Source organism: Rhodococcus rhodochrous, assembly GCF_014854695.1.
Classification (GTDB): domain Bacteria; phylum Actinomycetota; class Actinomycetes; order Mycobacteriales; family Mycobacteriaceae; genus Rhodococcus.
The window spans coordinates 4,097,142-4,120,935 of the sequence record NZ_CP027557.1 but is presented as its reverse complement, the minus strand read 5'-3'; the positions used below and the strand labels follow the sequence as shown (position 1 = coordinate 4,120,935).

Below are 23,794 nucleotides of genomic sequence, written 5' to 3'. Positions count from 1 at the left end.
ATACTGGATAGTTGTAGTATCCGGTGTCAAGGGACGGAGGTGATCGGTGCGTATCTCGGAACTCGCCGAGCGTTGCGGCATACCGCTGCCGACGGTGAAGTACTACCTGCGCGAGGGGTTGCTCATGCCGGGCGTGGCGACGAGCGTCACCTCGGCGACCTACGACGACCGGCACGTGCGGCGCCTGGGCCTGGTCCGGGCACTTGCCGCGCAGGGTCTGCCTCTCGAGAAGATCAAGACCGTCGTGGATCTCGTCGACAACCCCCGCGACGACCTGTTCGTCGAACTCGGCCACGCCATCGCCGCGCTGCCGCCCTACGTCGAGGACTCGGCCGGTCTCGACTATCCCCGCGCCCGCCGCGTGCTCGAGCACCTCGGCCAGATCTACGACCCCCGGTTCGCGGCCGTGGCGCAACTCGAACACGCGCTCACGGCACTCGAAGCCGCCGGCCTGCGGATGGACGACCGCCGGATCGACGCCTACGGCCGTCACGTCCGCGCCATCGCCGAACTCGACCTCGAACTGCTGCCGACGCACTCCCGGGAGGCCACCGTGGAAGCGGCCGTGCTCGGGACGGCTCTGTACGAACCGGTCCTCACGGCCATGCGCCGACTGGCCCATCAGCATCTCGCCGCCCGCATGTTCGGGTCCGGTGAACTCCCCACCACCGGCGCCGATCCGGCCCCGAACGACGACCAGGAGCAGCAGTGACCCCCACCGACCAGCCCTTCCTCGACCTGACCTCGGTCACCCGAGTGCCGGGGGAGCACCCGGATGGCACCGATGCCTGGCAGGCGCACATCGATCCGGTGTGGACCATCGGACCCAAGGTGCACGGCGGATGCATGCTCGCGGTCTGCGCGTCCGCGGCGCGCAGGTCGGTGCTCGACGCCGGCGTCGACCCGCTCACCCAGCCGCTCGCCGTGAGTGCCTCGTTCGTCGCCGCGCCCGACCCCGGTGACGTCGAACTCACCACCCTCCTGCGCAAGCAGGGCAAGCAGATCACCCTTGTGGACGTCGAACTGTCCCAGGCCGGACGTGTGGCGGTGCGGGCGAGTGTCACCCTCGGTACGCCGGACTCCGAGGAGCCCTTCCACACGGTGCCGCACCGCGCGACCACCATGCCCGTCGACCCGCCGGCCGAGTCGGTGCTCGTCACCCCCGAGCACCCCATGGGGCAGATCGTGAAGTTCGCCGCCACCTCCCGGCTCCGGATCGACGCCTCGACCGCGCGTTTCCTCGACGGGCAGCAGGGTGAACCGCTCGTGTCGATGTGGACGCGGCCGTCGCCGGGCGACGAGGCCGACGTCGGCACCTCGGTGCTGTTCGCGCTCATGTGCGGCGACGTGTCGGCTCCCGTCGCGATGAACCTCGGCCGATTCGGCTGGGCGCCGACGGTGCAGCTCACCGCCTATCTGCGGCGGGTTCCGGCTCCGGGATGGCTGCGGGTCATCGCGGAGAGCAGCGTGCTCGGCAACACCTGGTTCGAGGAGGACCACACCGTCGTCGACTCGACCGGCCAGGTGGTCGTGCAATCGCGTCAGCTGGCCATGATGCCGCGCTGATGCGCCGGAGCGCGGCAGGTTCCGACAGGCGGTGACCGTGGTGTAGGCCGCACGGGCGGTCGTGGCAGGCTGTCCCCATGACGAGAATCGCAGTGATCGGTGGCGGCAGGATCGGCGAGGCGCTGGTCTCGGGTCTGCTGAAGAACGGCTTCGCGACCAAGGATCTCGTGGTCGCCGAGAAGTTCGAGGAACGGCGTGAGGAACTGTCCCGGGCCTACTCGATCCGGGTCACCGACAGCACCGCCGACGCCGCGGAAGGCGCCGACGTGGTGGTCGTGGCCGTCAAGCCCAACGACGTGGACGTCGTCGTCACCGCTCTCGCGGCGGTCGACGCCGGGAACGACGACGAGCAGATCCTGGTGTCGCTGGCCGCGGGCATCCCGACGGTCCGCTACGAGACCAAGCTCCCGGCCGGCTTCCCCGTCGTGCGCGTGATGCCGAACACCCCGATGCTCGTCGGGGAGGGCGCGAGCGTGCTGTCCGCCGGTCGGTACGTCAAGCAGCAGCATCTCGACACGGTCCGCGAGATCCTCGCGAGCGTGGGAACGGTCTCGGTGGTCCCGGAATCGCAGATCGACGCGGTCACCGCGGTCTCCGGATCCGGCCCCGCCTACTTCTTCCTCGTCGCGGAGGCGATGATCGACGCGGGTGTCTCGCTCGGCCTGACGCGGGCGGTGGCCACCGATCTGGTGGTGCAGACGATGACCGGCTCGGCCGCGATGCTCGCGCGTTCGGGGGACAACGCTGCCGACCTGCGCGCCGCGGTCACCTCGCCGGGTGGCACCACGGCGGCCGCGATCCGCGAACTCGAGCGTGGAGGCCTGCGTACGGCCTTCTACGAGGCGCTCGACGCCGCGAAGCGCCGCTCCGCGCAACTCGGGGCGGCATCGGATCAGCCGTCGCCCGCGGCCCGCGAGGGGCTCTCCGGGACGGCCTGACAGGGCATCCACCCGAGGCTCTCGCAGGTGTCCCTGCGGAACGCCGACAGGTGTCACTGCGGAACGCTCACAGACGTCCCTGCGGAACGCTGACAGACGTCACTGCGGGGCGTAGCGTGGCGACGAACAGCCGCCCGCCGGAAATTCCCCGGCTGCATCGTCGCACAGGAACCATTCGTCACGCTAAGCTCGAATCAGCACGTGCGTGTCTGTTCCGCCGGAGGGGAAGCCGGCGGCGCGGGCGTGCCGGAGGTGTGTAATGGTTTCAGGAAACACGCCGTCGAAGGGTCAACCTCAAGACGGACAGTCGGTTCTCGCCGGTACCCAGTTCCTGACGGTTGCCGAAGTGGCAGCTCTCATGCGGGTGTCGAAGATGACCGTGTACAGGCTGGTGCACAGTGGCGAACTACCCGCAGTGCGCGTGGGACGCTCGTTCCGCGTGCATGCGAAGGCCGTCCACGACTACCTCGAGACGTCGTACTTCGACGTCGGATAGAGGTCGGACAGGGACGATCGGCGCGTCGTCGGGGGACGACGGTACGACGAACGGATCCGGTGCGCGAGGGAAGTCGCGTTCCGGGGCGGACCTCGGTTTCACGCCGGGTGGGCCGCCCCGGTAGGATTGCTTGTCGTCGTACCGGCCAGCCGGTGTCGTGAGGCGCTGTTACTCGTCGCCACGAGGCCCAGCGTCGACATACATCAGGCGTACGTCACCGGCGTGCGCAGGAACGCTACAAGGAACGTGAGGGATGCCCACATGGGATCTGTGATCAAGAAGCGCCGTAAGCGCATGTCGAAGAAGAAGCACCGCAAGCTGCTCCGCCGCACCCGAGTGCAGCGTCGTAAACTCGGCAAGTAAGCCCTGCGCCTGTCCGATGCCCGTCACCTTCCATGGTGGCGGGCATCGTTCGTCTGCGCATCCCCACACCCGAAAGTTCACCCGCGAGTCGTGCGATGGCAGCGAAGTGGCCGTATTGTGGGACGGCATACCGCGTCGGGGCGAATGTGACCGATGACGCGTGTGGTGCAGCAGGGGGTTTCACGAGTGGTTTCGCAGGGGCACGAAGTGGCACGTCCACGAGCCGTGCTGGTCACCGGAGCGAGTCGGTTCCTGGGTGGTTTCCTCGTCACCAGGCTCGCCCAGAATCCGGACATCGAGCGGGTGATCGGCGTCGACACCCAGTCGCCGTCGAAGGACATGCTCCGACGCATGGGCCGGGCCGAATTCGTGCTCGCCGACATCCGCAACCCTCTCATCGGCAAGATCATCCGCAACATGGACGTCGACACCGTCGTCCACGCGTCCGCCGTCACGAAGGCCCCGAAGTCCGGGAGCCGCACGGCGATGAAGGACATGAACGTCCTCGGCGCGATGCAACTGTTCGCGGTGTGCCAGAAGGCGCCCTCGGTGCGCAGGATCGTGCTGCGCTCGTCGTCCGTCGTCTACGGCTCGAGTGCCAAGGACCCCGCGAAGTTCACGGAGGAGATGAGCGCCCGCCGCCGGCCCACGGGCGCTTTCGCCCGCGACATGATGGAAGTCGAGGGGTATCTGCGCGGCGTCGCCCGGCGGCGCACCGACCTCGCGACCACCATCCTCCGGCTCGCCCCCACCGTGGGGACCCGGCTGCCCGGCTCGGTGTCGAGTTATCTCACCTCCCCGCTCGTCCCCAACGTGCTCGGCCGCGACGCGCGACTGCAGTTGCTGCACGAGGAGGACGCGCTCGGTGCGCTCGAACACGCGGTCGTCGCCGGACCGCCCGGGACGTACAACATCGCCGGTGAAGGGATCGTCATGATGACCCAGGCAGTACGCCGGGCCGGGGGCATGACGGTGCCGATGCCCTATGCGCTGTTCCGCACGGTCGGGCACGCACTCATGGGTTCGGTGATGAACTCCTTCACCAAGGAAGAACTCGACTATTTCCATTTCGGATGCGGACTCGACACCACGCGCATGCGCAACGAGTTCGGATTCGAACCACGCTGGACCACGAGAGAAGCGCTCGACGATTTCGCCCGGGGCCTCGCCCTCACCCGCATCGTGAAGACCGAATGGGTGGACAAGGCCGAGTCGATGGCGCTCTCCGTGCTCGGAGAGACGAGGGAGACGCGATGACGGAGGTCGCGAAGGTCATCCCGTTGCACGCCGGCAACCGCCGTCCCGGCGAACGGGTCACACGCACACCCCATCCGTCGATGGGGCCACCGCCCACCCCCGAGCAGATGAGCCGCACCGACCGGTTCCTCGACGACCTGCGCGGCACCCTCGCGCACCAGGTCACCGCCACCGCCGAGTTCGTCCGCCGCCGGATGACCGGCGACTACGAGGTCGACGACTTCGGTTTCGACCCGCACTTCACCGAGAACGTCGTCCTGCCGGTGCTGCGACCCCTGTTCGACAAATGGTTCCGCGTCGAGGTCCGCGGCGTGGAGAACATCCCCGCCGAGGGCAGCGCACTCGTCGTCGCCAACCACGCCGGCACGCTCCCCGTCGACGCACTGATGACCTCCGTCGCCGTGCACGACCATGCGGATCGTCACCTGCGGATGCTCGCCGCCGACCTCGCCTTCGGTCTGCCCGTGGTGGGGACGGTGACCCGCAAGGCGGGCCACACCCTCGCGTGCCATCCCGACGCCGAACGACTCCTCCGCCAGGACCAGGTGGTCGCGGTCTTCCCCGAGGGCTACAAGGGCCTCGGCAAACCGTTCAAGGAGCGCTACAAACTGCAGCGGTTCGGCCGCGGCGGTTTCGTGTCGGCGGCTCTGCGCACCCAGGCGCCCATCGTGCCGTGCTCGATCGTCGGCTCCGAGGAGATCTACCCGAACATCGCCGACCTCACCTCGCTCGCGCGCCTGCTCGGACTGCCCTACTTCCCGATCACCCCGCTGTTCCCGGCGCTCGGCCCGCTCGGGATCGTGCCGTTGCCGTCGAAGTGGTACATCGAGTTCGGCACCCCCATCGTCACCGACGTGTACGACGACGCCTCGGCGGAGGATCCGATGGTGTTGTTCGAGGTCACCGACCACGTGCGCGAGACGATCCAGCAGACCCTCTACAAGCTGCTCACACGCAGGCGGAACGTCTTCCTCGGCTGAGCACCTCGAAAATCGAGCCGCTCGGTCGCGGCTGTACTGTCAGGCCGCTCGATCGCGACTGTACTGTCAGGCCGCTCGGTCGCGGCGGCGACCCACGAGGACCGCGACGGCACCACCCGCGGCACCCAGACCGAGCGCCGTCGGCACCCCGACCTTCGCGGCCTTGCGCGCCGTCCGGAAGTCGCGGATCTCCCACCCGCGTGTGCGGGCGACCTGCCGTAGATCCGGATCGGGATTGATCGCGACGGCCGTGCCGACCACCGAGAGCATCGGCACGTCGTTGTGGCTGTCCGAATAGGCCGTACACCGCTTGAGATTCAGACCCTCGCGGATCGCGAGGGCCCGCACTGCGTGCGCCTTGCCGAGACCGTGCAGGATGTCGCCGACGAGGCGGCCGGTGAAGACGCCGTCCTCCGACTCGGCGACGGTGCCGAGCGCACCGGTGAGGCCGAGGCGTTCGGCGATGACGTCGGCCAGTTCGACCGGCGTCGCGGTCACGAGCCACACCTGCTGGCCCGCGTCGAGGTGCCTCTGCGCGAGCGCGCGGGTGCCCGGCCAGATCTTGTCGGCGATGATGTCGTCGTAGATCTGCTCGCCGAGCCGGCGCAGTTCTTCGGTGGAGCGGCCCTGCACGAACGACAGCGCCTTGTCGCGACCGGACGCGACGTCGTTCATGTTCTCCTTGCCCGTCAGGCGGAACTTGACCTGCTGCCAGGCGAACTCGAACAGGTCGGACTTGTCGAAGTAGTCCCGGGCGACGAGGCCGCGGGCGAAGTGGATGATCGACGCGCCCTGCACCATCGTGTTGTCGACATCGAAGAACGCCGCCGCGGTCAGATCACGCGGGACGGGAGCGGTGTCGGGGGAGGGCTCGGGCTCGACGCGTGATTCCTGCAACGCGAGGGCGGCATCGGCGCTCGCCTCACCTGCGAGATTGGCGCGGACCTCTTCCTCGCTGGGCCCGAACTTGCGAGAGAAGAGCCGACGTCCGGGACGGATGATGCGCGCCCACGTCTCACCCATGCCCCATCCGTAGGGAAACGAACGTCCTGGCACTCGCACCTCCGGTGTCGTAACGGGCGGGGCTGTCGAAACGGGCGGGCTCCGTGTGACCCCAGCGCTCCGGGCGCCGCCCACACGACGACCGCATGCACGGGCGACCCGCGCCAAGCCTAGCCCGCGATACCGCCCCTCACCGGGAGGCCGTCGCCCCCGTGACCGGGTGTGACGTTCATCTCGACAGGCCGTGCCGCACAGTGGAGGCATGAGTGAGCAATCGTCATCGGCAACGAGCGGCTCTGCGAGCCGTCATCACCTGACCCTTCTCGTGCGCGCCGGGTGCGGTGCGTGCGGTCCGGCGCGCGAGCAGCTCGAGGCGCTCGCGGAGGAGCTCGGCGTCGAGGTCACCTGCATCGACGTGGATGTCGCTGCCGCAACCGATCCCGATCTGCGGGCCGAATTCGGGGACCGTCTGCCCGTCGTTCTGCTCGACGGACGCGAGCACAGCTACTGGGAGGTCGACGAGCCGCGACTGCGCGCAGATCTCGCTCGCTGAGTCGGCAGGTCCTCGTCGTACAGCAGGTGGGAAGCACATTCGGGGTGCTTCGAGCAACTTTGTGCATGGCTTCACAAGCGGTTACCGTGGTGTGAACGAATTCCCGGATCACCGTGAGGCCAGGCGTGTATCCACCGGCCGGACGAGGAGCCACGTACCGTGACGCAGTTGCACCCACCGCAGGGCGAGGACGCTCGCGGCACCGCCGAGTCCGGCGAGGGTGCCACTCCCACCCCTCCGGTCCGCGATATCCCACAGGCTACTGTGACGCGTCTCGCGACCTACCTCCGGGTCCTCGGTGCGTTCGCCGAAGCGGGCACGCTCATCGTCTCCAGTGAGGAACTCGCGGCCGCCGCCGGGGTCGGTTCGGCGAAACTGCGCAAGGATCTGTCCTTCCTCGGACCCAACGGAGTGCGCGGCGTCGGCTACGACGTCCTGCGCCTCCAGTCCCGCATCGAAGCAGCGCTCGGACTCGACCGGGGCCATCGCGTCGTGCTCGTCGGAGTGGGCAGTCTCGGACGCGCCCTCGCCCGATATCCCGGCTTCGACCGCCGCGGTTTCACGATGGCCGGCCTCTTCGATTCCGATCCCGACGTGGTGGGCACACGTGTGGGCGATCTCGTCGTGCGTCACGTCGACGATCTCGAGAACGGAGCCCGTGAACTCGGCGCGACCATCGGTGTCGTCGCCACCCCCGACGAGGCAGCGCAGCAGGTGTGCGATCGGCTCGTGCTCGCAGGAGTGCGCAGCATCCTGAGCTTCGCTCCCGTCGAACTCGATGTCCCCGACCACGTCGAGATCCGACGCGTCGATCTGTCCGTCGAGATGCAGGTCCTGTCCTTCAACAGCACGCGTAACGGGGAGACCCCCCGCGCCGCGACGGCTGACGTTCGTCCTGCTGCCGGCGACGTACGCCCCGCCGGCATCCCGCGGGTGTCCACCCGAAGCTCTGCTCGGCATACCACAACAGGAAAGGCGGGTCCGATGGGCTCGGCCGCGACCAGAAACGGATCGGTGATCGCACCGTGAGTGTTCTCCTCGTCGGGATATCGCATAGGAGCGCACCGGTCCCGGTGCTCGAGAAGGTGGCGGTCACGGACACCGACCGCCCCAAGCTCACCGACAAGATGCTGGCGTCGGACAAGATCTCCGAAGCGATGATCGTCTCCACCTGCAACCGGGTGGAGATCTACGCGGTGGTCGACGCCTTCCACGGCGCACTCGCCGCGGTCAGCGAACTGCTCGCCGAGCACTCGGGTCTGCCCGTCACCGAACTGCACAAGCACGCCTACGTCCGGTACAGCGAGGCCGCTGCCGAACACCTCTTCTCCGTCGCCAGCGGACTCGACTCGATGGTCGTGGGGGAGCAGCAGATCCTCGGCCAGATCCGCACCGCCTACGCCGCCGCCGACGCCCAGCAGGCCGCCGGCCGCACCCTGCACGAACTCGCCCAGCAGGCGCTGCGCGTCGGCAAGCGGGTGCACACGGAGACCGGCATCGACGCCGCCGGTGCGTCCGTCGTGTCGGTCGCGCTCGACAAGGCCGCGAACTTCCTCGGAGGCGACCTCCGTGGCCGCACCGCCGCGGTGATCGGTGCCGGCGCCATGGGCGGCCTCGCCGTCGCGCATCTCGTCCGGGCCGAGGTCGGCTCGATCGTCGTCGCCAACCGCACCCGCGACCGCGCCGAGCGACTCGCCGAGACCGCACGGGCCGCCGGTGTCGACGCCGAGGTCGTCGGATTCGACGATCTCGCGACCGCGCTGAGCCGCGCCGACGTCGCCGTCACCTGCACCGGAGCGGTGGGGGCCGTCGTCACCCTCGCCGACGCGCACCGCGCACTCGCGCAGCCCGGCCGCGGCGAACGCCCCCTCGCGATCTGCGATCTCGGTCTGCCGCGCGACGTCGACACCGCCGTGGCCGGTCTTCCCGGCGTGCAGGTCTTCGACATGGAGTCGCTGCAGCGCGATCCGTCGGCCGGCGCCGCCGCGACCGACGCGGAGGCCGCCCGCAAGATCGTCGCCGCCGAACTGTCGCAGTACCTCACCGCGCAGCGACTCGCCGAGGTCACCCCCACCGTGACGGCACTGCGTCAGCGCGCCGCCGAGGTGGTCGAGGGCGAACTGATGCGCCTCGAATCGCGACTGCCCGATCTCGACGACGGTCAGCGCGGCGAGGTCGCTCGCACCGTGCGCCGGGTCGTCGACAAGCTCCTCCACGCACCGACGGTGCGCGTCAAGCAACTCGCGTCGACGCCGGGAGGCGACCAGTACGCCGAGGCTCTGCGCGAACTCTTCGAGCTGAGCCCGGGTTCGGCCGAAGCGGTCGCGACACCCACCAAGGATTTGGAACTGAGCACGCTGACCGATCCCACCCTCTCGGGGGATCTGTCCGCCGCACTGGATCCCGCTGTCACCACCGAACTCCAGGCCTCACGAAAGGACGGCACCGCATGAGCACCGAAGCCGCATCGGTTTCCCGCGACGACGTTGCTCGGCAGGATCGTCCCCTGCGGATCGGTACCCGCGGCAGCGTGCTCGCCACGACCCAGGCCGGTACCGTGCGCGACGCACTCATCGCCGCCGGTCGCCCGGCAGAGCTCGTCATCATCACCACGAAAGGCGACGTGACGCCCGGCCCGGTGCAGCGCATCGGTGTCGGCGTGTTCACAGCCGAGCTGCGCGAGGCGCTGCTCGCAGGTGAGGTCGACGTCGCCGTGCACTCCTACAAGGACCTGCCGACCTTCCAGGATCCGCGCCTCGTCGTCGCGGCCGTCCCCGAGCGGGAGGACCCGCGCGACGCGCTCGTCGCCCGCGACGGACTCGTCCTCGGCGAGCTGCCGCCCGGCTCGAAGGTCGGTACCTCGGCGCCGCGCCGGCGGGCACAACTCGCCGCGCTCGGTCTGGGACTGCAGATCGAACCGCTGCGCGGCAACATCGACACCCGCATCGGCAAGGTCGACTCCGGCGAACTCGACGCGATCGTCATCGCGCGTGCCGGACTGTCGCGCATCGGACGCCTGGACCGCGTCACCGAGTCCCTCGAACCGGTGCAGATGCTGCCCGCGCCGTCGCAGGGTGCGCTCGCCGTCGAGTGCCGGTCGGACGATCCCGAGATGATCGAGCTGCTCGCCGGACTCGACCATGCGCCGAGCCGCGCCGCCGTCGTCGCGGAGCGCTCGTTGCTCGCCGAACTCGAAGCCGGATGCACCGCACCGGTGGGGGCGATCGCCGAGGTCGTCGAATCGCTCGACGACGACGGCCGGGTGATCGAGGAACTGTCGGTGCGCGGATGCGCCGCCGCCCTGGACGGATCGGATGTGCTGCGAGCGAGCGCGGTGGGGGCGCCGGAGAAGGCCGAGGAACTCGGTCGCCGTATCGCCCGCGAACTGCTCGACCTCGGTGCGCGCGAGCTCATGGTCGAGCACGGCGTCGTCCCCGAGACGAGACCTGCCGATGATTGACCCAGCCGTCACCGTCACCCGATTTGCCCTTACCGCTGATTTGACCGCACTGGAGAATGACCGATGAGCCGAGTCCGTAAGCACAACCCCGGGCGCATCCTGTTCGTGGGATCGGGTCCGGGCGATCCTGCGCTGCTCACCGTGCGCGCGCGTGACGTGCTGGCGGGCGCCACGATCGCCTTCACCGACCCCGATGTCGACAAGGGTGTCGTGGCCCTCGTCGGTGTCGACCACGGCACCGACCCGGAGACCGGTGAGCCCGTCGCCGAGGTCCGTCCCGCGCTCGGCGAGCCCGCCGAGGTCGCCAAGACGCTCGTCGCCGAGGCGAAGGCCGGACGCGACGTGGTGCGCCTCGTCGCCGGCGACCCGCTCACCACCGACTCGGTGATCGCCGAGGTCAACGCCGTCGCCCGCACCCAGGTGGTCTTCGAGGTCCTGCCGGGCCTGCCCGCCGGGTCGTCGGTGCCGAGCTACGCCGGTATGGCGCTCGGCTCGTGCCACACCGAGGTCGACGTGCGCGGAGAGGTCGACTGGGCCGCGCTCGCCGCAGCCCCCGGCCCCCTCGTCCTCCACGCGACCTCCGGTCACCTCGCCGAGACCGCCAGCGCGCTCGTCGAGCACGGCCTGGCGCCGCAGACCCCCGCCGCGATCACCGTGCGCGGCACCACCCGTCAGCAGCGCACCGTCGAGGCCACCCTCGCGACCCTGAACGATGCGGGTTCCGAGCTCGTCGGGCCGCTCGTCGTCACCGTCGGCAAGGTCGTCTCGCACCGCAACAAGATGTCGTGGTGGGAGTCGCGCGCCCTGTACGGCTGGACCGTGCTCGTGCCCCGCACCAAGGATCAGGCCGGCGAGATGAGCGAGCGGCTCGTCACCCACGGCGCGATCCCGATGGAGGTGCCGACCATCGCGGTCGAGCCGCCGCGCAGCCCCGCGCAGATGGAACGTGCGGTCAAGGGCCTGGTCGACGGCCGGTACCAGTGGGTGGTGTTCACCTCCACCAACGCGGTGCGTGCGGTGTGGGAGAAGTTCGAGGCGTTCGGTCTCGACGCGCGCGCGTTCTCCGGCGTCAAGATCGCGTGCGTCGGTGAGGCCACCGCCGCGAAGGTGCGCTCGTTCGGCATCATCCCCGAGCTCGTGCCCAGCGGCGAACAGTCCAGCCTCGGCCTGCTCGCCGAGTTCGCCCCGTACGACGACGTCTTCGACCCGGTCAACCGGGTGCTGCTGCCGCGCGCCGACATCGCCACCGAGACCCTCGCCGAGGGCCTGCGCGAGCGCGGCTGGGAGATCGACGACGTCACCGCCTACCGCACCGTGCGTGCCGCTCCGCCGCCGGCCGCGACCCGCGAGATGATCAAGACCGGTGGCTTCGACGCGGTGTGCTTCACCTCGTCGTCGACCGTCCGCAATCTCGTCGGTATCGCCGGCAAGCCCCACGCCCGCACGATCGTCGCGTGCATCGGCCCGAAGACGGCCGAGACGGCGATCGAGTTCGGCCTGCGGGTGGACGTGCAGCCCGAGACCGCGCAGATCGGGCCCCTGGTCGACGCGCTCGCCGAGCACGCGGCCCGGCTCCGCGCGGAAGGCGCACTGCCTCCGCCGCGGAAGAAGTCCCGCGCCCGCCGCTGATCTCTCGTGATCCGATGATCCGTGCGCGGTCCCGGTAGTCGCCACTACCGGGGCCGCGCACGACCCGTATGGAAGGTGTTCTCCCCATGTTTCCCGACATCCGTCCCCGCCGGCTGCGCAGCACACCCGCCATCCGACGGCTCGTGGCAGAAACCTCCCTCGAACCCCGCCACCTCGTGCTCCCCATGTTCGTGGCCGACGGCCTCGACGAGCCGCGCGAAATCGCGTCGATGCCCGGGGTGTACCAGCACACCGCCGATTCGCTGCGCAAGGCCGCGGCCGAGGCCGTGTCCGCCGGTGTCGGCGGCCTGATGCTCTTCGGTGTGCCCCGCCCCGAGGACAAGGACGCCCGCGGTTCCGCGGCGAGCGATCCCGACGGTGTGCTCAACCGCGCGCTGCGGTCGCTGCGCAGCGAACTCGGCGACTCCACGGTGATCATGGCCGACACCTGCCTCGACGAGTTCACCGATCACGGCCACTGCGGTGTGCTCACCGACACCGGCGTCGTCGATAACGACGCGACCCTCGAGCGTTACGCCGAGATGGCCGTCGCGCAGGCCGAGGCCGGGGCGCACCTGCTCGGCCCGAGCGGCATGATGGACGGCCAGATCGGTTTCATCCGGTCCGCGCTCGACGAGGCGGGGCACACCGAGGTCGGTCAGCTCGCCTACTCCGCGAAGTACGCCTCGGCGTTCTACGGTCCCTTCCGCGACGCCGTCGGCTCGTCCCTCGAGGGAGATCGCCGCACCTACCAGCAGGATCCGGCGAACCGTCGCGAGTCGCTGCACGAGGTGGATCTCGACCTCGCCGAGGGCGCCGACATGGTGATGGTCAAGCCGGCGATGTCGTATCTCGACGTGCTGCGCGAGGTCGCCGACCGCTCGCCCGTCCCGGTGGCCGCCTACCAGATCTCGGGGGAGTACTCGATGATCACCGCGGCCGCGCAGAAGGGCTGGATCGATCGCGATGCGGCGATCCTCGAATCGCTGGTCGGCATCCGGCGAGCCGGTGCGGACGTCGTCCTCACCTACTGGGCCGCCGAGGTCGCGGGTCGCCTGTCATGAGCTTCCCCGCGCCTCCTGTCGGGCCCGGCCCCGCGGCGAATCGTCCCGTTCCCGGAGACGTCACGACGGCCTACCAATTGTGGTGCGGGGTACTCGCTCTCGCCGTCGTGAGTTTGGCGGCAAGTCTCGCCGACCTGCTGAACCGACGCGACGAACTGCTCGATCTCATGACCACGATGGCCGCCGATCAGGCCGTCGAGGGTGTCAGCACGGAGCAACTCGAGTCGGCGGTACCGGTGCTGGTGGCGCTGACCGCCGGCATCGGCCTGGTGATCGTCGGACTGCTGTATCTGGTGGTCAGGCAGCTGTTGAAGGCCAAGAACTGGGCCCGGATGCTGCTGACCCTGCTCGGGGTGTTCATGTCGCTGTCGACGCTGCCCACCGTCTTCGGTGTGGGCGTCGGGGAGGGCGGGGCGGGCTGGATACTCGGTGTGGTGGGCATTCTGCAAGCCGTCGCGACCGTCGGAGCGATCGTGCTGATGCACCGGCGGGATGCCAATCGCTTCTTCCTGCGACTGCCGGAAGAATAGACGTACCACTCGGTTTCGTCCGGCGCGACGGAAGAGTACGGTGGGCTCACCATGTGGGCCGCAAGGCCCTTCCCGTCGAGCGAAAAGGACGTCATGCAGGTGGAACCGCGGCCCTATGGGCGCCGTCGCGAATTGGTGTTGATCGCTCTCATCGCCCTCCTCGGCCTGGTGACCACCGTGCTACTGGTGATCCCCGGCGCGTTCGCCGCTTGACCGACCCGACGGTCCCCGATCCGGCGATCCCTGATCCGATGGGCACCGATCCGATGGGTACCGACCCGGCCGGGCCGCTGTTCCACGAACCCGGAGCGCGCCGGCGCACGGTCGCCATCGGCCCGCTGGTCTGCGTCGTGGCCCTCGTCGTCGAACTGCTCACCGGCCCTGTCGTGCACTGGGTCGCGCTGCCGATCATCGCGATCGTGCTCGCCGGTTTCTCCTACGTGATGGTCGTGGCTGCTCGTCGGCACGTCAGCGTCGAGCTCACCTCCACGGTCCTGCGGCAGGGCACCGAGGAACTGCCGGTCGCCGAGATCGAGGCGGTGCTGCCGCCGCCACCGGACGACCGGCGCGATCCGGAACGCTGGGAGACCGCCCGGAGCCTCGGCGAGCTGGCGGATGTGCCGCGCGGCCGCAAACCCGTCGGACTGCGGCTCATCGGAGGAACGTTCGTGCGGGCGTGGGCGAAGGACGCCGACGAGCTGCGAGCACGGCTCGGCGAGCTCGTCGGCGACCCCGGTCAGACCGCGACGTCCTGAGGCGGGACGACCGCTCCCTCACGTTCGAGCATGGCCGAGCCGAGCAGGTAGTCGGGCACACCCAGCCCGTCCACGAGAGTCAGCGCGTGCGGACGCAGGCTGCGGCACCGCTCGTTGATCCCGCGCGTGACGGCCTTGGCGCGTTCGACCGACAGCAGGCGGTGCTCCATGAACCACGCCTTGTCCTCGTCGATGATCGTCAGCGCGTAGAGATCGCACAGCTCCGACAGCAGGTCGCGGGCGGTTTCGTCCTTGCAGTCCTCGATCGCGGCGACGAACGCCTCGAGCACGACCCGGTCGATGTGCGCGCGGGCGGCGTGCAGAACGTGGTCCTGCACGAAGTTGAAGGCGTCGAACGGGTTGTCCTCGCGCTTCATCGCGGCCTGCAGGCGCCGGGCCGCAGTGGACAGCAGGTACTGCTCCCGGTCCTCGAACATCGTCACCTGGGTGCCGCGGTCGAAGAGGCTGCCGTCCTCCTCGTTGTCCTGGCGGGTGTCGACGATCGTCTGGATGATCTGCTGCGCTGCGGTGCGCTTCTTGACGATGTCGGAGATGGTGGTCGCGGCGAAGCGCATCCACTCCACCGGGCTCATGCCCTGCACCTCGTCGGCGTAGGCCGTGAGCAGTTCCTTCGCGACCAGCTGGGTCAGGACGTGGTTGTCGCCCTCGAAGGTCGTGAACACGTCGACGTCCGCGCGCAGCGCCGTCAGCCGGTTCTCGGCCATGTAGCCGGCACCACCGCACGCCTCGCGGCACTCCTGGATCGCTCGCGACGCGTGCCAGGTGTTGGCGACCTTGAGACCGGCCGCGCGGCCCTCGAGTTCGCGCTGTTCCTGCGCGTCGAGTTCCTGCAACGACGTCGACTGCAGCCGGTGCATCGTGGTGAGCAGCTCGTTCTGGGCGAAACCGAGCGCGTACGAGCGGGCGATCAGCGGGAGCAGGCGCCGCTGGTGGACGAGATAGTCCATGATCGGCACCTCGCCGTCGCGTCCGGGGGCGTCGAACTGGCGACGCTTCTCGGCGTAGCGAGTGGCGATGCTCAGCGCGACCCGCGCCGCCGCACCCGCCGAGCCGCCGACGGTGATGCGCCCGCGGACCAGTGTGCCGAGCATCGTGAAGAACCGTCGGCTCGGGTTGTCGATGTCCGAGGCGTAGGTGCCGTCCGGTTCGACGTCCGCGTACTTGTTGAGCAGGTTCTCCCGGGGGATGCGCACCTGGTCGAAGACGATGCGGCCGTTGTCGACACCCGGCAGGCCGCCCTTGTAACCGCAGTCGGAGGTCGTCACACCCGGCAGGTCGTTGCCGCTCTCGTCGCGGATCGGGACGACGAAACAGTGCACGCCGTGCGTCTCGCCCTGCGTGACGAGCTGCGCGAAGACGGCCGCGAACCGGGCGTGCTGCGCCGCGCCCCCGATGTAGTCCTTGCGGGACGACGGGGTGGGGGAGTGGATCACGAACTCCTGGGTGTCCGGATCGTAGGTCGCCGTGGTCTCGAGCGACTGCACGTCGCTGCCGTGACCCGTCTCGGTCATCGCGAAGCAACCCAGCACGTCGAGATCGATGAGCCGCTTGACGTACTTTTCGTGATGCCGCTCGGTGCCGAGGTTCTCGACGGCACCGCCGAACAGGCCCCACTGCACGCCGGCCTTGACCATGAGCGACAGGTCGGACATCGCGAGCATCTCGATGGAGGCGACCGCACCGCCCGCGTCGCCTGTGCCACCGGACTCGACGGAGAAACCCGACGCGGCGTAGCCGTGCTCGGCGAGGATGCGCATCTGCTCGAGCGTGATGGCGCGGGCCTTGTCGGTCTCGGGAGTGTAGTGCGGCGCGAACTTCTCGTGCGCGAGATCCTTGCGGGCGCGTTCGCGGGCTTCGTGCCACGCACCGTCGAGTGCGATGCGCAGGTGTTCGGCTGTCGTCGGCATGCCTCAGACGATAGGTGCGACAAGTCACTCACGGTGTCCCTTTTTCCTGGTAAGGGAGAAAAAACACAGGAGGTTTGGGGACCGCTGTTTTTGGCAAATCTCGCGAAACTACGGACACTGGAAGTCGTGACTGCGACCCCCGATGCTTCGTCCACCCACGACACTCGATCCGCCGCACTCTTCCACCGGGCATCGAAGGTGACACCGGGGGGCGTCAACTCTCCGGTCCGCGCGTTCGGATCGGTCGGCGGCAATCCTCCTTTCTTCGCATCGGGATCGGGTCCGCTGCTCACCGACGTCGACGGAAAAACCTACGTCGACCTGGTGTGTTCCTGGGGTCCGATGATTCTCGGGCACGCGCATCCGGCGGTCGTCGAGGCCGTCCGATCCACCGCCGTGGCGGGTCTGTCGTTCGGTGCCCCCACCGAGGGTGAGGTCGAACTCGCGGAGGAGATCGTCGCCCGCATCGCGCCGGTGGAGCAGGTCCGGCTCGTCAACTCCGGCACCGAGGCGACGATGAGCGCCGTCCGTCTCGCGCGCGGATTCACCGGACGGTCGAAGATCGTGAAGTTCGCGGGCTGTTATCACGGTCACGTCGACGCGCTGCTCGCCGACGCCGGTTCCGGCGTCGCCACCTTCGGTCTGCCCACCTCGCCCGGCGTCACGGGCGCCCAGGCGGGCGACACCATCGTCGTCCCCTACAACGGCCTCGCCGCCGTGCGTGCCGCCTTCGAGGCGAACCCCGGCGAGATCGCTGCGGTCATCACCGAGGCCGCCGCCGGCAACATGGGCACCGTCCCCCCGGTGCCCGGCTTCAACGAGGGCCTGCGCGACCTCACCCGTGAGCACGGCGCGCTGCTGATCATGGACGAGGTGATGACCGGCTTCCGCGCGAGCGCGACCGGCTGGCACGGCATCGACGGGGTCTCCGGAGACCTGATGACCTTCGGCAAGGTCATGAGCGGTGGTCTGCCCGCCGCGGCCTTCGGTGGTCGCGCCGACGTCATGGCCCATCTCGCCCCGAGCGGACCGGTCTACCAGGCCGGCACCCTGTCCGGTAATCCCGTCGCCGTCGCCGCCGGCCTCGCGAGCCTGCGTGCCGCCGACGCCGAGGTCTACGCCGCACTGGACCGCAACGCCGAGACCCTCGGGCGTCTGCTCGGCGATGCACTCGCCGCCGAAGGGGTGCCGCACCGCGTCCAGAACGCCGGCACGCTGCTGAGCGTCTTCTTCACCGCCGAGCCGGTGACGAACTACGAGCAGGCCAAGGCCGCGCAGACCTGGCGCTTCCCGGCCTTCTTCCACGCGCTGCTCGAGCGCGGCGTCTACGCGCCCCCGAGCGCCTTCGAGACGTGGTTCGTCTCGTCCGCGCTCGACGACGACGCGTTCTCGAGGATCGCCGACGCGCTGCCGCACGCCGCTCGCGCGGCCGCCGCGGCGACCGCGCCGTAACACCGCTCTTCTGCCTGCCCAGCCCGACCCGCCCCTCCCACACCCCTCGAGGAACATCGACGTGACCGACGCCGCCCCGTCCGAGACCCGCACGATCGTGCACGTGCTCCGCCACGGAGAGGTCCACAACCCCTCCGGAATCCTCTACGGTCGCCTGTCCGGCTTCAAGCTGTCGGTGACCGGTGAGGCCCAGGCACGGGCGGTCGCGGCGTCACTCGCCGACCACGACATCGCTCACGTGGTCGCGTCCCCGCTCGAACGGGCCCAGCAGACGGCCGCTCCGATCGCGGAGAAGCACGGGCTGCAGATCCGCACCGACGAGAACCTCATCGAGGCGGCCAACGACTTCGAGGGCCTGAAGGTCTCGGTCGGTGACGGTGCGCTCAGCCGCCCGCGCCACTGGTGGAAACTGCGCGATCCGTTCACCCCCTCCTGGGGCGAGCCCTACCTGCAGATCGCCCACCGCATGCTCGCCGCCGTCAACGCGGCCCGCGTGGCCGCAGTGGGACGGGAAGCGGTGTGCGTGAGCCACCAGCTCCCGGTGTGGACGCTGCGCCGCTTCCTCGAGGGCGAGCGACTGTGGCACGACCCGCGTCGCCGCCAGTGCAGCCTCGCCTCGCTGACCTCCCTGGTCTACGAGGGCGACACCCTCGTCGACCTGGTCTACTCCGAGCCGGCCGGCGCCTCCGACCCGAACGTCCACGGCGCATGAGAAAGGTGTTCCGGGCGACGGTCGCCGCGATCTGCGGTGCCGTCCTTCTCACCTCCTGCGCCACCGGGGACGACGCCGTCGCCACCGGGGGAACGTTCGACTTCGTCTCGCCCGGCGGGCAGACCCGCATCTTCTACGACCCCCCGGCCGACCGGGGCACCCTCGGTGAACTCACCGGCGAGGACCTCATGAACGAGGGCGAGACCATCTCCCTCGACGACTACGAGGGCCAGGTCGTCGTGCTCAACGTATGGGGCCAGTGGTGCGCCCCCTGCCGCAGCGAAGCCGACGATCTCGAAGAGGTCTACGAGGCCACCAAGGACCTCGGTGTGCAGTTCCTCGGCATCAACGTCCGCGACAACCAACGCGACAAGGCCCAGGACTTCGTCACCGACCAGCAGATCGGCTACCCGTCGATCTACGACCCGCCGATGCGTTCGCTGCTCGCCCTCGGCCGGAACTACCCGACCTCGGTCGTGCCGACGACGGTCGTCCTCGACCGGGAGCACCGCGTGGCTGCGGTCTATCTGACCGAACTGCTCGCCGACGACCTGCAACCGGTCGTCGAGCGGGTCGCGGCGGAACCGGATTCGGAGCAGTAACAGTGATCCTTGCGTCGGGTGTCGGGGAGACCTTCCAGAACGCGGCCCTCTCGGGTCCGCTGCTGCTGGCGATGGGTGCGTGCCTGCTCGCCGGTCTCGTCTCCTTCGCATCGCCGTGCGTCGTGCCGCTCGTTCCCGGCTATCTGTCCTATCTCGCCGGAGTGGTGGGAGCCGAGGCCCCCGCCGTCACCGCCGAGCAGGCCGGTGCCCGCACCACGACCGTCCGCAGCGACGGCCGCCTCCGGGTGGCCGGTGCCGCCGGGCTGTTCGTCCTCGGATTCACCGTCGTGTTCGTCCTCGCGACGGCCTCGGTGTTCGGGGCGATCTCCGCGCTCGCCGTGAACCGAGAACTGCTCATGCGGATCGGCGGTGTCGTCACCATCGTGATGGGCCTGGTCTTCATCGGTCTCATCCCGGCCCTGCAGCGCGACACGCGTCCGGCGCCCCGGCGCATCTCGAACCTCGCGGGAGCCCCGCTGCTCGGCGCGGTCTTCGCGCTCGGGTGGACCCCGTGCCTCGGCCCCACCCTCGCCGGCGTCATCTCGCTCGCGGCGGGCACCGAGGGCACCACCGCGGCACGCGGGGTGACGCTGATCGTCGCCTACTGCCTCGGCCTCGGGTTGCCGTTCGTCGTGCTCGCGCTCGGTTCGGCGCGGGCGCTGCGCGGGGTGGGCTGGTTGCGCACCCACGCGCGGACCGTGCAAATCGTCGGTGGCCTGATGCTCATGGCCGTCGGCATCGCTCTCGTCACCGGTGCGTGGGACCTGTTCGTGTCCTGGGTCCGTGACTCGTTCATCTCGGAAGTGACTCTGCCCGTATGACCGCGACACACACCCCGACCCCCGCACCGCAGCCGTCGCCTCCGCCGCGACAGGGCGCGCTCGGACGTGCCACGGCCTTCGTGCGGAACACCTGGCGCGGCCTGACGTCGATGCGGACCGCACTGGTCCTGCTGTTCCTGCTCGCGCTCGCCGCGATCCCGGGCGCACTCCTGCCGCAGCGCAGCCTCAACACCCAGAAGGTCGAGGAGTACATCGCGGCCCGCCCGACGCTCGGACCGATCATGGACCGGTTCGAACTGTTCGACGTCTTCGGCAGCTTCTGGTTCACCGCCGTCTACGTGCTGCTGTTCGTCTCGCTGGTCGGCTGCATCCTGCCGCGCTGCGTCGAGCACTTCCACGCCCTGCGCACCCCGCCGGTCCCCGCGCCGCGCAACCTGCAGCGCCTGCCGCACCACACGCAGACGACCGTGGCCGAGGCCCCCGCCGACGCCCTCGACCGCATCCAGAAGGAGCTGCGCGGGTGGAAGGTCGTGCGCCGCGAGGGCGGTGCCCGCGGGCGTGACGGCGAGGTGACCCTGTCCGCCGAGAAGGGTTATCTGCGTGAGGCCGGCAACCTGGTCTTCCACATCTCTCTCGTGGGGCTGCTCGTCGCCGTCGCCGCCGGCAAGCTCTTCGGTTACGAGGGACAGCGCATCCTCGTCGCGAACGGCGAGGAGTTCTGCACCACCTCGCCCGCCTCCTTCGACTCGTTCCGCGCCGGCAGCACGCTCGACGGCACCGGCCTGAACCCCATGTGCGTGCGGGTGAACACCTTCGTCGCCGACTATCTCGACAACGGTCAGGCCGAGATGTTCACCTCCGACATCGAGTACCAGTACGGCGACGACCTCGTCACGAACACCTGGCGCGACGCGCAGTTGAAGGTCAACCATCCACTGCGGGTCGGTAGCGATCGCGTGTATCTGCAGGGTCACGGTTACGCCCCGACCTTCACGGTCACCTGGCCGAACGGCGAGACCCGCACCGAGACGTTGCAGTGGGCACCCGACGATGCGACGACCTTCCTCAGCAGCGGCGCCATGCGCTTCGACCCGCCCGGCGGCATGTACCCCGACGCCGACGAGCGCCGGAAGAACCAGATCGCGCTCGAGGGACTGTTCGCGCCGACGGCGTCCTTCCACGGCACGCTGCTCACATCGATCTTCCCGTCGATGATGGACCCCGCCGTCGCCATCGACGTCTACAAGGGCGACTCCGGTCTCGACACCGGCAGCCCACAGTCGCTGTTCTCGCTCAACAAGGAACTGATCAACCAGGGCCGCCTCGTGAAGCAGGACCGCGTGAACCTGCGTCCGGGGGAGAGCGTGACGCTCGCCGACGGCACCGAGGTGCGGTTCGACAAGGCCACCGACTTCGTCAACCTGCAGGTCTCGCACGACCCGGCGCAGCAGTGGGTGCTCGTCGCGGCGATCGCGATGATGGCCGGTCTGCTCGTGTCGCTGCTGGTCAAGCGACGCAGAGTGTGGGCGCGTGCGTACCCGAGCGGTACAGTGAACGACGGTGAACGACGAACCGTAGTAGAACTCGGTGGTCTCGCACGGACCGATCAGGCCGGATGGGGAGACGAGTTCGACCGACTGGTCGAGCGTCTTCTCGGTGACGATGCACCCTCCGCCCCGGCGGCACAGGAGAAGAAGAACTGATGACAGAGAACGACACCCTGGCGCGGTACAGCGACTGGGCCTTCGAATCGGCGTTCGCGGTGCTCGTGCTGGCGCTGGTGCTGCTCGTCGCCGAATATGCGACCCACCGCGCCGACGTCGTGGCCGAGCGGGAACGCGAACTCGTCGCCGCCGGCCGCCGAGCGGCCTCCGGCACCGTCGACCGCACCGCCGGCCCGGGTCGTGTCGAGGAGGCGCCGAAGCGCGCCCTGTCGCAGCGCCTCGGCAACATGGGCCGCGCGCTCGTCGTCGTGGTCGCCGGACTGCAGGTCGCCTCGATCGTGCTGCGTGGCCTGGCCACCGAGCGGTTCCCCCTCGGCAACATGTACGAGTTCGTCGCGATGGCGTGCGCCGCCGCCGTGGTCTTCGGCCTGATCGTCCTGCGCAAGCCGGCCTACCGGACCATGTGGGTGTACCTGCTGGTCCCCGTCCTGATCCTCATGTTCCTCGCGGCGACCGTGCTCTATGCCGACGCCGCTCCCGTGGTTCCCGCACTGCGCTCGTTCTGGCTGCCGATCCACGTGACGATCATCAGCGTCGGCAGTGGCATCTTCCTCGTCTCGGGTGTCGCGAGCCTGCTGTTCCTGCTGCGCATCCGCTTCCCCAAGGGTGAGGAGCGCAGCGGCGTCTTCGCGGCGCTCGCCGAGCGTCTGCCCGACGCCCAGACCCTCGACCGGCTCGCCTACCGCACCACGATCATCGGTTTCCCGCTGTTCGGTGCCGGCATCATCCTCGGTGCCATCTGGGCCGAGGCGGCCTGGGGACGCTTCTGGGGTTGGGATCCCAAGGAGACGGTCTCGTTCATCACGTGGGTCGTCTACGCCGCCTACCTGCACGCACGTGCGACCTCCGGTTGGCGCAACACCCGCGCGGCCTGGATCAACATCGCCGGTTTCGTCGCGATGCTGTTCAACCTGTTCATCATCAACATGGTCGTCTCGGGCCTGCACTCGTACGCCGGGCTCAACTGAGGCTGCTATCGTCGCGCCGTCGTCCGTGACAGTCGACGGGGGGAACGCGGTGGATGGGGCCGGTAACGGTTCGTCGGGGCTCGACGGACACGCATTGGACGCGACGGCGCTGGACTCGTCGCTACTGGTACGCCCGGTCGCCGCGCCGCCGCGGAAGGGCTGGCGGCGGGTCGTCTACCGGGCGACGGGTGGTCGGGTCCACGTGGGGGAGAGTTCCCGGCAGCAGCGCAAGGAGGAAACGGCCGAGCGGGTGCGTGCACCGCTGCACGGCTGCCACCGGATCGCCCTGCTGAGTCTCAAGGGCGGGGTGGGCAAGACGACCACCACGGTCACGCTCGGCTCGACCTTCGCGGAGCTGCGTGGCGATCGGATCGTCGCGGTCGACGCGAATCCGGACCGCGGGACGTTGAGTCAGAAGGTGGCCGAACAGACGCCGGCCACGGTGCGCACGCTGCTGCGCGATCAGAAGCTTCTCGAGACCTACGCGGACGTGCGCGCCTACACCTCGCAGAACACGCATCGTCTCGAGGTACTCGCCTCGGACACCGATCCGGCGGTCTCGGAGGCCTTCAGCGCCGACGACTACGAACGGACGCTGGGTCTGCTCGAACGGTTCTACAGCATCGTGCTCACCGATTGCGGGACCGGGCTCATGCACTCCGCTATGAGCGCGATCCTCGAGAACGCCGACACGCTGGTCGTCATCAGTTCCGGTTCGGTCGACGGCGCCCGCAGCGCGTCGGCCACGCTCGACTGGCTCGACGCGCACGGCTATCGCGAACTCGTCGAGCGGTCGGTGGCCGTCGTCAACGCGGTGCGGCCGAGGTCGGGCAAGGTCGATCTCGACCTCGTGGTGCGGCACTTCGAACAGCGGTGCCGCGCGGTCCACGTCCTACCCTTCGACCCCCACCTCGAAGAGGGGGCGGAGATCGATCTGGACCGATTGCAGTCGGGTACGCGGCGCGCCCTGCTCGGACTCGCCGCCGATATCGCCGACGGTTTCGCCGCGCGGTGACAGACCGCTCGGCGTGAC

General features: G+C 69.3%; 23 protein-coding genes and 1 pseudogene. 22 read left to right on the top strand and 2 right to left on the bottom strand.

All coding sequences use genetic code 11. The features are described 5' to 3' along the window. Window positions 1–46 precede the first annotated feature (46 nt). From C6Y44_RS18975 to C6Y44_RS18945, 7 genes are all read left to right on the top strand, one after another. Window positions 47–712 (top strand): MerR family transcriptional regulator, encoded by a 666-nt coding sequence (locus C6Y44_RS18975; protein ID WP_120280065.1) that lies wholly within the window; start codon window positions 47–49, stop codon window positions 710–712. Next, window positions 709–1,566 carry a thioesterase family protein gene (locus C6Y44_RS18970; RefSeq protein WP_159417740.1) on the top strand — a complete coding sequence of 286 codons (858 nt, stop codon included), beginning with the start codon at window positions 709–711 and terminating at the stop codon, window positions 1,564–1,566. The genes C6Y44_RS18975 and C6Y44_RS18970 overlap by 4 nt, the downstream gene beginning before the upstream one ends. Before the next feature lie 77 nt (window positions 1,567–1,643). Continuing rightward, window positions 1,644–2,504, top strand: coding sequence for a pyrroline-5-carboxylate reductase (gene proC, locus C6Y44_RS18965; protein ID WP_120280063.1), 861 nt, complete (start codon window positions 1,644–1,646; stop codon window positions 2,502–2,504). Between the two features lie 259 nt (window positions 2,505–2,763). Further along, window positions 2,764–3,000: a helix-turn-helix domain-containing protein gene (locus tag C6Y44_RS18960; protein ID WP_006552345.1), complete on the top strand. Its 237-nt coding sequence runs from the start codon at window positions 2,764–2,766 to the stop codon at window positions 2,998–3,000. A gap of 261 nt (window positions 3,001–3,261) precedes the next feature. Next, window positions 3,262–3,363, top strand: a complete 102-nt coding sequence (locus C6Y44_RS18955; RefSeq protein WP_003402602.1) for a 30S ribosomal protein bS22 — start codon at window positions 3,262–3,264, stop codon at window positions 3,361–3,363. A 225-nt stretch (window positions 3,364–3,588) separates the two neighbouring features. After that, the gene (locus C6Y44_RS18950) at window positions 3,589–4,620 is read left to right on the top strand and encodes an NAD-dependent epimerase/dehydratase family protein (protein ID WP_120280062.1); all 1,032 of its coding nucleotides are present in this window, start codon (window positions 3,589–3,591) and stop codon (window positions 4,618–4,620) included. Continuing rightward, complete coding sequence (locus C6Y44_RS18945; protein ID WP_120280061.1) at window positions 4,617–5,600, top strand: lysophospholipid acyltransferase family protein; 984 nt, start codon at window positions 4,617–4,619, stop codon at window positions 5,598–5,600. Before C6Y44_RS18950 ends, C6Y44_RS18945 begins: the two co-directional genes overlap by 4 nt. 66 nt (window positions 5,601–5,666) lie before the next feature. Here C6Y44_RS18945 and C6Y44_RS18940 read toward each other — a convergent pair whose 3' ends face one another. Then, a complete protein-coding gene (locus tag C6Y44_RS18940) occupies window positions 5,667–6,623 on the bottom strand; it encodes an HAD family hydrolase (protein ID WP_159417741.1) in 957 nt (318 codons plus the stop codon). 241 nt (window positions 6,624–6,864) lie between these two features. Here C6Y44_RS18940 and C6Y44_RS18935 point away from each other — a divergent pair, with 241 nt between their 5' ends. The 8 genes from C6Y44_RS18935 to C6Y44_RS18900 all read left to right on the top strand — a co-directional run bounded on the left by C6Y44_RS18935 (window position 6,865) and on the right by C6Y44_RS18900 (window position 14,593). Then, the gene (locus C6Y44_RS18935; protein WP_006552340.1) at window positions 6,865–7,155 is read left to right on the top strand and encodes a glutaredoxin family protein; all 291 of its coding nucleotides are present in this window, start codon (window positions 6,865–6,867) and stop codon (window positions 7,153–7,155) included. A 159-nt stretch (window positions 7,156–7,314) separates the two neighbouring features. After that, a complete protein-coding gene (locus C6Y44_RS18930) occupies window positions 7,315–8,184 on the top strand; it encodes a redox-sensing transcriptional repressor Rex (protein ID WP_120280059.1) in 870 nt (289 codons plus the stop codon). Continuing rightward, on the top strand, window positions 8,181–9,608 hold the full coding sequence (locus C6Y44_RS18925; protein WP_159417742.1) for a glutamyl-tRNA reductase: 1,428 nt from the start codon (window positions 8,181–8,183) through the stop codon (window positions 9,606–9,608). Before C6Y44_RS18930 ends, C6Y44_RS18925 begins: the two co-directional genes overlap by 4 nt. Further along, entirely contained in the window at window positions 9,605–10,615 is a 1,011-nt protein-coding gene (gene hemC, locus C6Y44_RS18920; protein WP_159417743.1) for a hydroxymethylbilane synthase, read from the top strand. The genes C6Y44_RS18925 and hemC overlap by 4 nt, the downstream gene beginning before the upstream one ends. Before the next feature lie 63 nt (window positions 10,616–10,678). Further along, the gene (locus C6Y44_RS18915) at window positions 10,679–12,244 is read left to right on the top strand and encodes a bifunctional uroporphyrinogen-III C-methyltransferase/uroporphyrinogen-III synthase (protein WP_016693742.1); all 1,566 of its coding nucleotides are present in this window, start codon (window positions 10,679–10,681) and stop codon (window positions 12,242–12,244) included. 86 nt (window positions 12,245–12,330) lie between these two features. Beyond that, window positions 12,331–13,308, top strand: coding sequence for a porphobilinogen synthase (gene hemB, locus C6Y44_RS18910; protein ID WP_060650866.1), 978 nt, complete (start codon window positions 12,331–12,333; stop codon window positions 13,306–13,308). Beyond that, window positions 13,305–13,838 carry a hypothetical protein gene (locus tag C6Y44_RS18905; RefSeq protein WP_225623599.1) on the top strand — a complete coding sequence of 178 codons (534 nt, stop codon included), beginning with the start codon at window positions 13,305–13,307 and terminating at the stop codon, window positions 13,836–13,838. The genes hemB and C6Y44_RS18905 overlap by 4 nt, the downstream gene beginning before the upstream one ends. A 266-nt stretch (window positions 13,839–14,104) precedes the next feature. Beyond that, complete coding sequence (locus C6Y44_RS18900; RefSeq protein ID WP_120283580.1) at window positions 14,105–14,593, top strand: hypothetical protein; 489 nt, start codon at window positions 14,105–14,107, stop codon at window positions 14,591–14,593. Here C6Y44_RS18900 and C6Y44_RS18895 read toward each other — a convergent pair. Further along, window positions 14,575–16,521 (bottom strand): acyl-CoA dehydrogenase family protein, encoded by a 1,947-nt coding sequence (locus C6Y44_RS18895; RefSeq protein WP_159417744.1) that lies wholly within the window; start codon window positions 16,519–16,521, stop codon window positions 14,575–14,577. The two genes, C6Y44_RS18900 and C6Y44_RS18895, sit on opposite strands and share 19 nt — an antisense overlap. A gap of 126 nt (window positions 16,522–16,647) precedes the next feature. Here C6Y44_RS18895 and hemL point away from each other — a divergent pair, with 126 nt between their 5' ends. The 7 genes and pseudogenes from hemL to C6Y44_RS18860 all read left to right on the top strand — a co-directional run bounded on the left by hemL (window position 16,648) and on the right by C6Y44_RS18860 (window position 23,776). Further along, window positions 16,648–17,973, top strand: a complete 1,326-nt coding sequence (gene hemL / locus C6Y44_RS18890; RefSeq protein ID WP_159417745.1) for a glutamate-1-semialdehyde 2,1-aminomutase — start codon at window positions 16,648–16,650, stop codon at window positions 17,971–17,973. 61 nt (window positions 17,974–18,034) lie between these two features. Beyond that, complete coding sequence (locus tag C6Y44_RS18885; protein WP_060650690.1) at window positions 18,035–18,685, top strand: histidine phosphatase family protein; 651 nt, start codon at window positions 18,035–18,037, stop codon at window positions 18,683–18,685. After that, window positions 18,682–19,287 (top strand): TlpA disulfide reductase family protein, encoded by a 606-nt coding sequence (locus tag C6Y44_RS18880; RefSeq protein WP_159417746.1) that lies wholly within the window; start codon window positions 18,682–18,684, stop codon window positions 19,285–19,287. The genes C6Y44_RS18885 and C6Y44_RS18880 overlap by 4 nt, the downstream gene beginning before the upstream one ends. A gap of 2 nt (window positions 19,288–19,289) precedes the next feature. Beyond that, complete coding sequence (locus C6Y44_RS18875) at window positions 19,290–20,108, top strand: cytochrome c biogenesis CcdA family protein (RefSeq protein ID WP_060650691.1); 819 nt, start codon at window positions 19,290–19,292, stop codon at window positions 20,106–20,108. Further along, complete coding sequence (gene resB, locus C6Y44_RS18870; protein ID WP_159417747.1) at window positions 20,105–21,772, top strand: cytochrome c biogenesis protein ResB; 1,668 nt, start codon at window positions 20,105–20,107, stop codon at window positions 21,770–21,772. Before C6Y44_RS18875 ends, resB begins: the two co-directional genes overlap by 4 nt. Beyond that, window positions 21,772–22,689: pseudogene (gene ccsB / locus C6Y44_RS18865) on the top strand (c-type cytochrome biogenesis protein CcsB); the annotation flags it as partial. The gene resB and the pseudogene ccsB, both read left to right, overlap by 1 nt. Next, entirely contained in the window at window positions 22,631–23,776 is a 1,146-nt protein-coding gene (locus C6Y44_RS18860) for a nucleotide-binding protein (RefSeq protein ID WP_436839530.1), read from the top strand. The pseudogene ccsB and the gene C6Y44_RS18860, both read left to right, overlap by 59 nt. Window positions 23,777–23,794: the final 18 nt, after the last annotated feature.

What these genes read in the sequence shown, in the direction of transcription:
- C6Y44_RS18915 (WP_016693742.1), top strand. Translation starts at nt 10,679, where the DNA reads ATGAGCCGAGTCCGTAAGCACAACCCCGGGCGCATCCTGTTCGTGGGA.
- C6Y44_RS18895 (WP_159417744.1), bottom strand. Translation starts at nt 16,521, where the DNA reads ATGCCGACGACAGCCGAACACCTGCGCATCGCACTCGACGGTGCGTGG.
- C6Y44_RS18900 (WP_120283580.1), top strand. Translation starts at nt 14,105, where the DNA reads ATGGGTACCGACCCGGCCGGGCCGCTGTTCCACGAACCCGGAGCGCGC.
- C6Y44_RS18960 (WP_006552345.1), top strand. Translation starts at nt 2,764, where the DNA reads ATGGTTTCAGGAAACACGCCGTCGAAGGGTCAACCTCAAGACGGACAG.
- hemB (WP_060650866.1), top strand. Translation starts at nt 12,331, where the DNA reads ATGTTTCCCGACATCCGTCCCCGCCGGCTGCGCAGCACACCCGCCATC.
- C6Y44_RS18935 (WP_006552340.1), top strand. Translation starts at nt 6,865, where the DNA reads ATGAGTGAGCAATCGTCATCGGCAACGAGCGGCTCTGCGAGCCGTCAT.
- C6Y44_RS18945 (WP_120280061.1), top strand. Translation starts at nt 4,617, where the DNA reads ATGACGGAGGTCGCGAAGGTCATCCCGTTGCACGCCGGCAACCGCCGT.
- resB (WP_159417747.1), top strand. Translation starts at nt 20,105, where the DNA reads ATGACCGCGACACACACCCCGACCCCCGCACCGCAGCCGTCGCCTCCG.
- C6Y44_RS18905 (WP_225623599.1), top strand. Translation starts at nt 13,305, where the DNA reads ATGAGCTTCCCCGCGCCTCCTGTCGGGCCCGGCCCCGCGGCGAATCGT.
- C6Y44_RS18955 (WP_003402602.1), top strand. Translation starts at nt 3,262, where the DNA reads ATGGGATCTGTGATCAAGAAGCGCCGTAAGCGCATGTCGAAGAAGAAG.
- C6Y44_RS18880 (WP_159417746.1), top strand. Translation starts at nt 18,682, where the DNA reads ATGAGAAAGGTGTTCCGGGCGACGGTCGCCGCGATCTGCGGTGCCGTC.
- C6Y44_RS18940 (WP_159417741.1), bottom strand. Translation starts at nt 6,623, where the DNA reads ATGGGTGAGACGTGGGCGCGCATCATCCGTCCCGGACGTCGGCTCTTC.
- hemC (WP_159417743.1), top strand. Translation starts at nt 9,605, where the DNA reads ATGAGCACCGAAGCCGCATCGGTTTCCCGCGACGACGTTGCTCGGCAG.
- proC (WP_120280063.1), top strand. Translation starts at nt 1,644, where the DNA reads ATGACGAGAATCGCAGTGATCGGTGGCGGCAGGATCGGCGAGGCGCTG.